The organism is Azonexus sp. (genome assembly GCF_041909095.1).
Taxonomy (GTDB): domain Bacteria; phylum Pseudomonadota; class Gammaproteobacteria; order Burkholderiales; family Rhodocyclaceae; genus Azonexus.
In genome coordinates, this window is the sequence record NZ_JAYREB010000007.1 from 26165 (window position 1) to 37808 (window position 11644).

The window sequence follows — 11644 nt, forward strand, 5'->3', positions numbered from 1 at the left end:
CAAAAACGACGAAAACAATTAATACAAGGAAAACGATCATGAAAACCATCGCCGCCCGGCTCACTGCTGCCATCACCGTTGCCCTGCTTCTTTCGCTGAGCGCGATGATCGCCTGGGAGAACGCCGAGAACCGGTCGGCGGCGCTCGATCAGGCACGCGATTTCGCGCACAGCATCCACGAAATGACGCTGGCCGGCCTGACCGGCATGATGATCACCGGCACGGTGGGGCAGCGCGAGGTGTTTCTCGATCAGATCAAGCAGCTCGACAGCGTCCGCGAACTGCAGGTGACGCGTGGCGAGGCGGTGAGCCGGATGTTCGGCCCCGGCAACGCCGGCGAGCAGGCCAGCGATCCGGTGATCGCCGAAGTGATGCGCAGTGGGCAGGCGTACGACCGCGTGGCGGAGGATGCGAACGGCGAGTACCTGCACATCGTCAGGCCCGCTCTGGCCAGCAGCAACTACCTGGGCAAGGACTGCATCGCCTGCCACCAGGTGCCGGAGGGCACCGTGCTCGGCGTGGTCAGCATGAAGGTGTCGCTGGCCAAGGTTGGCGACGCCATCAGCGCGCAGCGGACCAAGCTGGCGCTGGCTGGCCTTGTCCTCTGCGGTGGCATGTTCCTGCTCGTCTTCTTCTTCATCCGCATCTTCGTCGCGCAGCCGCTGGCGGCGATGACTACCGGGCTGAGCCTGATTGCCAGCGGCGAAGGCGATCTCGAACACCGCTTGCCGGTCGGCAAGAACGACGAAGTCGGGCAGGCATCGCAGGCCTTCAACCTGATGATGGACAAGTTCGCCGGCCTGGTCCGGCAGATTTCCCGGACCGCCGGCGAGGTCCGTCTGGCCACCGGCAGTCTGGCGAGCATCGCCGGCGAGGTGGCCGAAGCTTCGCAGGGGCAGCAGGCGCGTTCGCTGGAAACGACGTCGGCGGTTGAGGAAGTGGCGGCCGGTGTCGCATCGATCGCCGCCGTTGCCGACCGGGTGCGCTGCCAGTCGCAAAGCAATCTCGACGATGCCCGGCGTGGCGGCGCCAACCTGGCGTCGCTGCTCACCTCGATGGGCGACGTCAGGCAGGCCGTCGAAGGCATCGTCGCCTCGGTCGGCCAGTTCGTCGCCAGTACCCGCTCGATCAACGACATGACCCGCCAGGTCAAGGACATCGCCGAGCAGACCAACCTGCTGGCCCTCAACGCGGCGATCGAGGCGGCGCGCGCCGGCGATCAGGGGCGGGGCTTTGCCGTGGTCGCCGACGAGGTGCGCAAGCTGGCCGAGAAATCCGGCAGTTCGGCCAGCGCCATCGATCAGGTGACGCAGCAAATCGCCCAGCAGTCGGCGACGGTGATGACGGCGATCGAACGCGGCCTGCAGCATCTGGACCGCAGTCAGTCCGATGTCGACAGCGTGGCCTCGGTGCTCGAAAAGACCGCCGCGGGAATCCGCGACGTCGACGCCGGCGTCGACCAGATCGGCGAGGCGACGGCCGAGCAGCAGGCGGCCAGCCTCTCGGCCTCGGCCAACATCGAGCAGATCGCCGCCATGGCCGCGCGCAACAGCGCCGCCGTGGCGGGCGTGGTGGCCTCGGTGCGCGCGCTGGAGGTGCACGCCGACGGTTTGCGCGACGTGGTCGGCAAGTTCCACCTGGGCGGAGACGCAACATGAAATTCACCGCCATCCTGCCAACAGACCTTGCCGTTGGCGCCAAGCTGCCATTCGATGTGTTTACCCGCGACGGCACCCTTCTGCTGACTCGGGGCAGTCTTGTCGGCAGCGAGGCAACCCGCCTCTATCTGCTGGAAAATGCACAGCGCGTGGCGCAACGCCGGCAGCAACTGTCGGGCAGTGTGTTCGAGCGTACGCAGAAATTGGCCGAACGCCTGGCGCGGATCGAGGAAGATCATCGTCCGGGCGTTGCCGATGCGGCCTGGGTAGCACGCGTGCGGGCATTGGCCCGCGATCTTGTCGAACTGGTCGACGAGGACGCCCACGCAGCCTTCGCGGCGATGCATCTCGACATCCACCACCGCTATGACGTGCTGCACCACATCGTTGCCGCCCAGGTTTGCGCGCTGCTCGGATTGCTGGCCAGGCTTAACGGTGGCGAGCGGATCAGCCTGGTCTGTGCCGCGCTGACCCACGACCTCGGCTTGCTCGGCGACCGGGCGCGGGTCGAGGCCAGCGAGTGCCTATCCGATTCGGCGCGCCGGCTGATCCGCGAACATTGCAGCAAGGGCGTTGCCCTGTTGCGGACGGTGGGGGTTGATGATGGGCTGTGGCTGAAGGTGGTGGCCGAGCACCACGAACGTCTGGATGGCAGCGGCTACGCTGGCCTGTGTGCCGATCAGCTGGACCTGCCGAGCCGGGTCATGAGCCTGGCCGACAGCTTCTCGGCGATGCTGCGGCATCGCCCTTACCGCGAGCGGATCGAGGCCGGAAACGCGCTTGCCGACCTGTATGCCGACCCACAGGGCAAGTACGATCAGGGACTGGTCAGTCATCTGGTCAACGAACTCGGGCTTTATCCGCCGGGCTCGGTGCTGCGGCTCGCTTCCAACGAGACGGCAGTGTCGATCCGGCCGACGCCGGGGGAAATCCGCCATCCGGTGATCGCCGCCATCGCCGACCGCCATGGCCGGCCGATGTACCGGGCGGTGATGCGCGACAGCCGCAACGAGGAAAACGCCATCATCGGTCTGTTGCCGCTGGAAAAGGTCGGGCCGGTGCGCAAGCTGCTGCCGGCTTGCTGGAACCGCTGACGGCGCGCCGGCTCAGGCGTTGCCGTACACGCGCATCCAGACGAAGAGCAGCGCCGCCGCTGCGACAACCCAGGCCAGGGTCGCAGCGATCAGCGTCGGCGCCAGCGCCAGGCGGGTACTCAGCCAATACACGGCGAGCAGGTAGATAGCGTAGGGAAGCAGCGACCACAGGCCGAACAGCGCCGTGGTGCGCAGGTCGGCCGGGCCGCGCTCGGCGCCGACGATGGCGTGGGCGATCAGGGCGAAGGTCGGAAACAACGGCACCAGGCCGGCGATGTAGAAGCTCTTCGAGCGCGAGAGCAGGGCGATGATCAGCACGGCGGCAGCGCCGAGCAGGGATTTCAGGAACAGGCCGGTCATCGCAGGGCACTCTCCAGCGCCTGCCCGGCGACGCGGCCAAGTAGCGCGATTTCCTCGTCGCCGACGACATAGGGCGGCATCAGGTAGACGGTGTTGCCGATCGGCCGCAGCAGCGCACCGGCGTCGAGCGCGGCGCGGTAGAAACGGCGCGAGAAATGCGGGTCGGCAGTGAGCACGTCGAAGGCGGCGATCATGCCGCGCTGGCGCAGGTGGGCGACTTGCGGATGCGCAGCCAGCGGCGCCAGCGCGGCGCCGATTTTTTGCGCCTTGGCGCGGTTGGCGGCCAGCACGTCATCGCTCTCGAAAATGTCCAGCGTCGCCAGCGCCGCCCGGCAGGCGAGCGGGTTGCCGGTGTAGGAATGCGAGTGCAGGAAGGCGCGCGCCACTGAATCGTCGAGGAAAGCGCTGTAGATGGTGTCGCTGCACAGCACCACCGACAGCGGCAGGTAGCCGCCGGAAATGCCTTTCGACAGGCACATCAGGTCGGGGCGGATGTTCGCCTGCTCATGGGCGAAGAAAGTGCCGGTGCGGCCACAGCCGACGGCGATTTCGTCGCAGATCAGGTGCACTTCGTACTGGTCGCACAACTGGCGGGCCAAGCGCAGGTATTCCGGGTCGGACATCGCCATGCCGGCGGCGCCTTGCACCAGCGGTTCGACGATCAGCGCAGCGGTGCGCTCGCCGTTCTTCTCCAGCCAGTCGGCAAGACCGGCGGCGGCGCGACGGGCGACGTCGGCCGGGGTTTCGCCCGGCTCGGCCAGACGGAAATCAGGCGACGGCAGCACATGCGCGGCGTGGCGCACCAGCGGCGCGTAGGCATCCTTGAAGATGGCGACGTCGGTGACCGCCAGCGCGCCGACGGTTTCGCCGTGGTAGCTGCCGGCGAGGCAGAGGAATTCCGCCTTCTCGGGGCGGCCGACGTTGCGCCAGTAGTGGAAGCTCATCTTCAGCGCGATCTCGGTCGCCGAAGCGCCGTCGGACGCGTAGAAGGCGTGGCCGAGCGCGCCACCGGTCAACGCACTCAAACGCTCGGAGAGTTCGACCACCGGCTGGTGCGTGAAGCCGGCCAGCATCACGTGTTCGAGCGTCTCCAGTTGCTCGCGCAGCGCCGCGTTGATGCGCGGCTCGGCGTGGCCGAACAGGTTGGTCCACCACGAGCTGATCCCGTCGAGGTAGCGCTTGCCGTCGAAGTCATACAGCCACGGCCCCTCGCCGCGGGCGACGGGCACCAGCGGCAGATGTGCCGGCGACGCCGTGTCGGCGTGGTGGCGCATCTGCGTGCATGGGTGCCAGACGGCAGCCTGGCTGCGCGCCAGCCAGTCGGCGTTGCCGCGCATCAGTGCAGGTGCTGCGAGCTGCTCGACGGCTGTTCCGGCATTTCGGCGTGCACCAGTTCGCCGTCGATGTTGGGGAACATCGGCGCGCCGCAGTCGTCGCAGAACTCCATCGGGAAGTGGTGGTCGAGGAAGCGCACTTCCTTGACCCCGGCTTCGCGCAGTGCCGCTTCGATCTCGCCGGCGCAGTCGGTGCTCTCGTCCTCGCCGCCGAGCAGCGGCCAGACGATGCCGTGGTAGACGGCGTCGCCGTCCTTGGGACCGAGGCCGACGCGGTATTCCTCCATGCGGCGGTCGTAGCAGGGGCCGATGACGGCGCGGATGGCGTCGGGCATCAGGCCGAGCGTGGTCTGCAGGAAGGCGATCGACGCCTTCACCGAGTACGGGCGCGAGCCGCGGTCGGCGTTGCGGCAGGCGGCGTGGTAGGCGTCGGCGAGCAGCGGCTGCCAGGCGCAGCCGGCGAACAGCGGCTCCAGGCTGGGGCCGCCCTGGCGCGTCCATTCACGCAGCGCGTCTTCCTTGTCGCCGTCCTTCTCGTTCCAGCGGAACAGCGCGCCGCCGCGCGGCACGGCGATGGCGCCGATCAGGTAGCGGACGTCGGCGAGGAAGCGGTTGGTTTCCGGCAGGTGGGCGCTATCGACCGTCAGGTTCTCGCCGGCCAGTGCCGCCTGGCCGAGTTCGCGGGTCAGTTGCCAGGTGTCGCAGAAGCTGCGCGGTAACTGGTCCGGGCTGAACAGGAAATCGGCCAGCGCCAGCTTGTTGCCGGCGGCGAAGACATGCGCGCCGAGCTGTACGGCGAGCGTCTGCAGCGTGCTCTTGGGCAGCGGGCAGGCGGCGATCGAAAAGCGCGACCAGGCCAGTATCGGCGCCGCGAAGAGCAGGATTTCCCAGGCTGCGCCGTCGACTTCCAGGCGCGTCGTCTCGGCGCGCGACTCGACCATGTCGGCGAGTTCGTCGTGGGCGCTCGGGTTGGCTTCGAACAGGCGGTCGAGGGCGATGTTGATGTCGTCCTCGGCGCCGTTCTTCAGCAGTTCGTCGACGACGCCGGCAAGCTGGGCTTCCCAGTAGGCATCCTCGAGCTTGCCGCCGGATTCGGAAAGGCCGCTGGCCAGGCGCTGCAGTTCGGCGGCGTCGCGCGACAGGCGGTCGCGGGCGCCGAAGCGGGATCGTTTCATCGGTTTTCCAGAAAGGGCAAAGGAGGGATTTTACCCGCCTTGGCCGGCTGCCGTCTTTTCCGGTGCGCTGAACAGCGAATGGAAATGGATTTTGCTGCCCGGCGCTTCGTCGGGCAGCGCGTACAGCACCGGCGTCATCAGCTCCTCGAAGATGCCGCGCAGGCTGCGTGCGCCGACCTTGTATTCGAGCGCCAGCTCGGCGATCTGGGCAAACACCGGCGGGTCGATGACGAGTTCGGCGCCTTCCTGGCGGAACAGTTCGCGGAACTGGCGGTAGAGGCTGTCGGCGGGCTCCTGCATGATGCGCACGAAATCCTCGCGGCCGAGCGCGGCGAGGCGGGCGATGATCGGCAGGCGGCCGGTGAATTCCGGGATCAGGCCGTAGGCGAAGAGGTCGGTCGGCTTGATGCGGCTGTTCAGGCGTTCGATGATGCGGCCGTCGTCGCTATCCGAGGTGCCGATGAAGCCGTAGGAAGTGCGGCCGGCCATGATCGCGTCGAGGCCGACGAAGGCGCCGCCGCAGATGAACAGGGTCTGCCGGGTGTCGATGGTGACGCCGCCGGGCAGGTGGATCAGGCTGCCTTCCATGATCTTGAGCAGCGCATGCTGCACGGCGCGGCCAGCGCCGGCGCGTTCCGGCTCGTCCGGGTTGGCCAGCTTGTCGATCTCGTCGATGAAGACGATGCCGCGCCCGGCGTGCTGCGGGTCGCCGCCGGCCTGTTCGAGCAGGCGCAGCATCAGCGCCGTCAGTTCGTCGCCGACGTAGCGCGACTGCGACAGGGCGGTGGCGTCGGCGGTGACGAAGGGCAGCTTGAGGCCGCGCGCCAGTGTCTGGCAGAGCAGCGTCTTGCCGGTGCCGGTAGGGCCGATCAGCAGCACGTTGCTCTTGGTCTGCGCCAGCCCGCTGTCGTCACCGCCGGCCAGCGCGAGCTTGCGGTAGTGGGTATAGACGGCGACGGCCAGCGTCTGCTTGGCGTCGGTCTGGCCGATCACGTAGCGATCCAGGAAAGCGGTGATTTCGCGGGGTTTCATGCGGCATTTCCGAACGGGGAAAGGGGGTTCAATGTAGCAGATGGCGGAGCGGATGCCGCGCTGCTTCCGGTAAGATCGGGTAATTGTTCAACGAGCGAGCCTCCGACCGTGCTGATCTTCCTTTCCCCGGCCAAATCCCTCGACACGACCACGCCGCCGCACGTCGCCACCTGCACCCAGCCCGCCTTCCTCGACCGTTCGCAGACGCTGATCGAGCAGTTGCGCGCGCTGTCGCCGGCCGACATCGCCAATTTGATGGATTTGTCCGATCAACTCGCGCTGCTCAACTTCAACCGCTACGCCGACTGGTCGCTGCCGTTTACGCCGGACAACGCCAAGCCGGCCGTGCTCACCTTCGACGGCGATGTTTACGATGGCCTGGCGGCAAAGACCCTGAGTGCCGACGACCTCGATTTCGCCCAGCAGCACGTGCGCATCCTCTCCGGCCTCTACGGCATCCTCAGGCCGCTCGACCTGATGCAGCCCTACCGGCTGGAAATGGGGACCAAATTCAAGAACGCGGCCGGCAAGGACCTCTACGCCTTCTGGGGCGAGACGCTGCTCGACGCGATCAACGCCGAACTCGACGCGATGCCGCACCCGGTTGCCGTCAACCTCGCCTCCGAGGAATATTTCAAGGCTGCCATCGGCCGCAAGTTCAAGGGCGAGCTGATCCAGCCGGTGTTTGAAGACTGGAAGAACGGCAAGTACAAGATCATCAGCTTCTACGCCAAACGCGCGCGCGGCCTGATGACGCGGTACGCGGTGCTCAACCGGCTGACCGACCCGGCTGGTCTGAAAGACTTCAACAGCGACGGCTACGCCTTCGCACCGGAAGCTTCCGACGCGACGACCTGGGTGTTCCGCCGCCGGCAGGATTGATCAGGCCGTTCAGCCCTTCGCGTTGAGCGCCCGGTCGGTCAGCGACAGGTTGCGGGCGTAGCATTCGCGCAGCCGGTACAACTGCGCCGGGCGGTGCGCCTTGCCGGTTTCCATCGCGCCGGCCAGCGGCTCGACCATGTCCAGCGCTTCGATCTTGCGCCGGAAGCTGACCTTGTTGATCGGCTCGCCGAGAATCGCCTCATAGACCGCCTGCAGTTGCGGCAGCGTGAAGCTGTCGCCGCACAGGTAAACCGGCAGCGACGAATAGCTGCTCTTGTTGCGCACCCGCTGCACCGCCGCTGCGATGATGCGCGCGTGGTCGAACGGTAGCTCGTCCGCCCGGTCGACCGGCAGCAGTGTCACCGCCGGATGGCCGGCGCGCTCGATCAGCGCATGCGGCACCAGCGCGTAATATGCCACCGACAGCGACCAGCCGCGCGGATCGCGCGTCCGCCCGGAAAAGGTCGCCAACTGCTCCAGGTAAGGGCTGTCGATGCCCGTCTTCTCCCGCAACATGCGCGCCGCCGCCGCCTGCGTATCGCTATCCTCGGCCGCCCGGATGTAGCCGCCGGGCAACGCCGGCAGGCCGGCAAACGGCGCATGGTCGCGCTTCAGCAGCGCCACGTGCAGGCGGCTATCCTTCAGCGTCATCAGGACGACGTCGACGGTGCAGATGATGTCGTTCATGGGGGCGGGGAATGGAAAGAGAAAACGCATGTTAACGCGAAAGGGTATGGCAAGGCGTGTGCTGCGCTTGTGTCAGAAGGCAATCGAGTATCCGCAGAAAATGAAATATGTTTCCCATTATTGACAAAACGTCGATTTTGCAAATAATGGGAAACACTATGCCCGCCGCCGCTCCCAAACTCACGCTTGCTGCCCAGTCCCGACTTGCCGAACTCGGCAAGCAGATTCGCGCCCGGCGCAAAGCCTTGGGCGTCAATGCCACCGCTGCCGCCGAGTCTGCCGGCATGTCGCGGGTGACGCTGCACCGGATCGAAAACGGCGAACCCTCAGTCACCATGGGCGCCTATCTCAACGCCATGCTCGCCCTCGGCCTGACGCCGGCGCTGCTTGATCCCGCCGCGGCGAACAAGACGGGAGGCGAGGCCAATCATCAGGGCTGGATTCCGGCACGCATCCGCCTCGCCGATTACCCGCAACTCAAGCTGCTCGCCTGGCAGGTGCAGGGCACTGACGAACTGACACCGCTGGAAGCCTTCGATATTTACGAGCGCAACGCCCGCCACCTCGGCAGCGACGCGCTGGAACCGCGCGAACAACAGTTGCTTAACGCCCTGCGCCTGGCTTTGGGAGGAGCACGCCGCAATGTTTGAGCGGCCGCATCATCGGCGTATTGCGCAAATCCTGCTGGCGCTGGACGCGCAGCACCTGCGCGACAGGCATTGCCTGTTCGGCGGCGGCACGGCGATGGCGATGAATCAGCCGAAAGCCGTGGTGTGGCAGCGGATACGCGGCTTGGGGCAGCGTAGCGAACGCCGCTAAACCCACCTGCCCAGCGCCCGCCGGATGCGCCCGCGGAAAGCCTCGACCTGCCCGGTGGACAGCTTCTCGGCCTGGTACAGCGACAGCATTTCAAAGCGACAGGCTGGCGCGCAGATGCCGAGGAGGGCGGTTTTCAGCACCCGTTTGACCGGCTGGCGCAGCAGCAGGCGGTCCGCCCATCAGGGCGAGCCGATCTCGACGCCCAGCGGCCGGGCGCTTTCATGGTCGGTAACATAGCCGCCGGGCAGCAAGTCAGCCATCAGCGCGTGCGAGGCAAAAGCCAGCGCGGTCGAACCGGTATCCAGTTCGCCGTAGCCGGCGACTTCGTCGAGGAAGCTCGTCTTCAGCCCGAACGCCCGCTCGAAGAAGGCCAGCGACGCCTTGACGTCCTGCACGTAGGCGATGGTGTGGCCGAATTTCATGGTTAATTGATCCCGCTTAGCGCTGCATCAGCGCAAATACGCCCCAGCCCAGGTATTCGCGGGTGTAGGTGGCGTAGCGCACGGGTTCGCTGGTCAGCTGGGCGCGCACCTCGCCGGCCATTTCATCGTCCGGATTGGCCGTCAGCCAGCGGTGCATGGTCAGCCACTTGGCTGCCTCGTAGCGATCCCAGCCGTCCTGATCGGCCAGCACCATTTCGACCACGTCGTAACCCAACTCGCCGAAGGACGCGAGCAGTTGCGGCAGGGTCAGAAAGTCGGCCACCGCATGCGCCAGGCAACCCTGAGCCACCGCCTCCGTCGGCGGCAACTGCCGCCAGTAGGGCTCGCCGATCAGGAAAAGGCCGCCCGGCCGCAGGCTACGGCCCAGCAACTCCAGCGTGCCGGCGACGCCGCCACCGATCCAGGTGGCGCCGACGCAGGCAGCGACATCGACCGGCGCCTCGGCGACAAAACCGGCCGCGTCGCCATGGATGAAGCGGACGCGGTCGGCGACGCCAAGCTCAACCGCCCGGCGCTTGGCCTGCTCGGTGAACAACTGACTGAGATCGACGCCGGTGCCGACGACGCCATGATCGCGCGCCCAGGTGCACAGCATTTCGCCCGAACCACTACCCAGATCAAGCACCCGCGCCCCGGCCTCCAGCCGCAAGGCGGCGCCGAGCGTGGCGAGCTTGTCCGGGGTGATCGGGTTGTGAATGCGGTGGGCGCTTTCGGTGATGTTGAAGATGCGGGGGATGTCCATGGGGAATACTCGCGGATTGGACCCTTTGGGTCCTTCTATGAAAAATTGGCTGCATCCAATTTGACCCACGCCACCCCGGGCTGCTTCTCCACCACGATCTGATCGTCCTCTAGCCGGTAGGTCAGTTGGTAGTTGTGCCTGGGGTTAGAGAGAACGTCGGCGTTGAAAATCGCCACATTTTCCCCGGTGGGCCTGCGAACGGATTGCGTAAAAAGACCGGGATGCCCCTCGCGGTGAATCCTCGACCCAACAGACTGGCAAAACGCGTAGTCCGACGGATGCAAGAGGTCAGGATGATCGTCGGCTGCTTTTCGGAAATCCAGCAGCGCCGCATTGCAAGCCACTGAGTAGACCTTGCGCTCGGCGACCACCTCCATCCGTTCGAACCCGGCATCGCTCAACAAGCCCCGATACCAATGGTAGGCAGACTCATAAACCGTCGTTTCGACCGATTCTGATCCGTACCAAACGCCGTAAGTACCATCAGAAAACCGGCTGGCCTGCCAATGCTTGAATGGCCAACTGATGGCATTGAACCATTCGGCATCCTCAAATGGGCGATTGATGATCGGCGTGTGCGAGCGGTATGGCGGCGGCTTGATTTCATCTTCCACCTTCTGCGCCAGTAACCACTCGGCGGGATCATCGGTGAGATCATCAAACAAGTCTTGTGATTGCAGCAGAGATACGATGTTTCGAGCGATATCCATGTGGATGTCGGCCAGCGCGAGTTGGGCAAACAGAGAATTCATTCCTGCTTCAGCTCAAACGCCCCGCGCGCGGTCCAAATATCCGCGCACCATCAGTAGGCCAGCAAACCCCCATTCCTTGACCACATCTACGGGGGTCAAGTTGTCGAACGCCTTGTTCCGGGTGGTCATCCAGCGGTAGGCCAAGTCCCTGTTTTGCGGGAAAAGAAGCCTCAGGTTTTTATGGATACCCAGCAAGTGGCCCACGCGCTCGTACTGGTCACGGCTGGTGCCAATCGGTTTGCCGCTGCGGTAGTTGGACAATGCCGCCCTGTTGCTGGTGGCGATGCCCAGTAGTGCGGCCTGGTCCTCGGTGCTCAACTTCCAGTGGTCGAGCAGAGTCATGACCATTTTGGCCAGGGCGCCACGGTCTTGTGACGCGGTCACCTCGCGTTCTGCTACGGCTCCCATGGTTCGCTCCTTGTCTAGGGTTGGGCAGTGAGTTCACTATAACGTAAGTTTTCAAAGAAACAAATTTAGTTTCTTTGAAAACAAAACGGCTCATGCACTATCGCCTCACGATAGAAATTCATGGCATCGGCGGAGGATGCACATTCGCTATGGTTCTTTGATCTCAACTTCCACGGGGATTGGCATCGCATCGAGCTCATGCCTCAATTATTGGTAATTAGTTGCAAACTTAAACTAAGTGTTCTACAGTGCACTCAA

15 protein-coding genes are annotated in these 11644 nt (G+C 65.3%); 5 read left to right on the plus strand and 10 right to left on the minus strand.

Annotation, left to right across the window (positions count from 1 at the left end):
• The first annotated feature begins 38 nt into the window (after positions 1 to 38).
• Together ACE3OV_RS13270 and ACE3OV_RS13275 are read left to right on the plus strand one after the other, a co-directional pair.
• Positions 39 to 1658 carry a methyl-accepting chemotaxis protein gene (locus ACE3OV_RS13270; RefSeq protein ID WP_374327742.1) on the plus strand — a complete coding sequence of 540 codons (1620 nt, stop codon included), beginning with the start codon at positions 39 to 41 and terminating at the stop codon, positions 1656 to 1658.
• Entirely contained in the window at positions 1655 to 2752 is a 1098-nt protein-coding gene (locus ACE3OV_RS13275) for an HD-GYP domain-containing protein (RefSeq protein ID WP_374327743.1), read from the plus strand. Before ACE3OV_RS13270 ends, ACE3OV_RS13275 begins: the two co-directional genes overlap by 4 nt.
• 12 nt (positions 2753 to 2764) lie before the next feature.
• On the opposite strand, the gene ACE3OV_RS13280 is transcribed toward ACE3OV_RS13275, so the two are convergent.
• From ACE3OV_RS13280 to ACE3OV_RS13295, 4 genes are read right to left on the minus strand one after another with little or no spacing between them, the layout of a single operon-like run.
• Positions 2765 to 3112 carry a GlpM family protein gene (locus ACE3OV_RS13280; RefSeq protein ID WP_374327744.1) on the minus strand — a complete coding sequence of 116 codons (348 nt, stop codon included), beginning with the start codon at positions 3110 to 3112 and terminating at the stop codon, positions 2765 to 2767.
• Positions 3109 to 4449: an adenosylmethionine--8-amino-7-oxononanoate transaminase gene (gene bioA / locus ACE3OV_RS13285; protein WP_374327746.1), complete on the minus strand. Its 1341-nt coding sequence runs from the start codon at positions 4447 to 4449 to the stop codon at positions 3109 to 3111. The genes ACE3OV_RS13280 and bioA overlap by 4 nt, the downstream gene beginning before the upstream one ends.
• Complete coding sequence (locus tag ACE3OV_RS13290; protein WP_374327747.1) at positions 4449 to 5621, minus strand: DUF2863 family protein; 1173 nt, start codon at positions 5619 to 5621, stop codon at positions 4449 to 4451. Before ACE3OV_RS13290 ends, bioA begins: the two co-directional genes overlap by 1 nt.
• 30 nt (positions 5622 to 5651) lie before the next feature.
• Positions 5652 to 6653 carry an AAA family ATPase gene (locus ACE3OV_RS13295; protein ID WP_374327748.1) on the minus strand — a complete coding sequence of 334 codons (1002 nt, stop codon included), beginning with the start codon at positions 6651 to 6653 and terminating at the stop codon, positions 5652 to 5654.
• Between the two features lie 108 nt (positions 6654 to 6761).
• On the opposite strand from ACE3OV_RS13295, the gene yaaA reads away from it, so the two are divergent.
• Positions 6762 to 7535: a peroxide stress protein YaaA gene (gene yaaA / locus ACE3OV_RS13300; protein ID WP_374327750.1), complete on the plus strand. Its 774-nt coding sequence runs from the start codon at positions 6762 to 6764 to the stop codon at positions 7533 to 7535.
• Between the two features lie 9 nt (positions 7536 to 7544).
• On the opposite strand, the gene ACE3OV_RS13305 is transcribed toward yaaA, so the two are convergent.
• Positions 7545 to 8222 carry an NUDIX domain-containing protein gene (locus ACE3OV_RS13305; RefSeq protein ID WP_374327751.1) on the minus strand — a complete coding sequence of 226 codons (678 nt, stop codon included), beginning with the start codon at positions 8220 to 8222 and terminating at the stop codon, positions 7545 to 7547.
• A 158-nt stretch (positions 8223 to 8380) separates the two neighbouring features.
• On the opposite strand from ACE3OV_RS13305, the gene ACE3OV_RS13310 reads away from it, so the two are divergent.
• On the plus strand, positions 8381 to 8872 hold the full coding sequence (locus ACE3OV_RS13310) for a helix-turn-helix domain-containing protein (protein ID WP_374327752.1): 492 nt from the start codon (positions 8381 to 8383) through the stop codon (positions 8870 to 8872).
• Positions 8865 to 9041: a hypothetical protein gene (locus ACE3OV_RS13315; protein ID WP_374327753.1), complete on the plus strand. Its 177-nt coding sequence runs from the start codon at positions 8865 to 8867 to the stop codon at positions 9039 to 9041. Before ACE3OV_RS13310 ends, ACE3OV_RS13315 begins: the two co-directional genes overlap by 8 nt.
• On the opposite strand, the gene ACE3OV_RS13320 is transcribed toward ACE3OV_RS13315, so the two are convergent.
• Genes ACE3OV_RS13320 through ACE3OV_RS13340 form a run of 5 tightly spaced genes read right to left on the minus strand, consistent with a single transcriptional unit; the run spans position 9038 to position 11386 of the window.
• On the minus strand, positions 9038 to 9181 hold the full coding sequence (locus ACE3OV_RS13320; RefSeq protein WP_374327754.1) for a hypothetical protein: 144 nt from the start codon (positions 9179 to 9181) through the stop codon (positions 9038 to 9040). The genes ACE3OV_RS13315 and ACE3OV_RS13320 overlap by 4 nt on opposite strands.
• A gap of 39 nt (positions 9182 to 9220) precedes the next feature.
• Positions 9221 to 9463, minus strand: coding sequence for a VOC family protein (locus ACE3OV_RS13325; RefSeq protein ID WP_374327755.1), 243 nt, complete (start codon positions 9461 to 9463; stop codon positions 9221 to 9223).
• Between the two features lie 16 nt (positions 9464 to 9479).
• Positions 9480 to 10226, minus strand: a complete 747-nt coding sequence (locus ACE3OV_RS13330; RefSeq protein WP_374327756.1) for a cyclopropane-fatty-acyl-phospholipid synthase family protein — start codon at positions 10224 to 10226, stop codon at positions 9480 to 9482.
• A 35-nt stretch (positions 10227 to 10261) separates the two neighbouring features.
• Positions 10262 to 10978, minus strand: a complete 717-nt coding sequence (locus ACE3OV_RS13335; RefSeq protein ID WP_374327758.1) for an RES family NAD+ phosphorylase — start codon at positions 10976 to 10978, stop codon at positions 10262 to 10264.
• Between the two features lie 12 nt (positions 10979 to 10990).
• Complete coding sequence (locus ACE3OV_RS13340; protein ID WP_374327759.1) at positions 10991 to 11386, minus strand: antitoxin Xre/MbcA/ParS toxin-binding domain-containing protein; 396 nt, start codon at positions 11384 to 11386, stop codon at positions 10991 to 10993.
• Between the last annotated feature and the right edge of the window lie 258 nt (positions 11387 to 11644).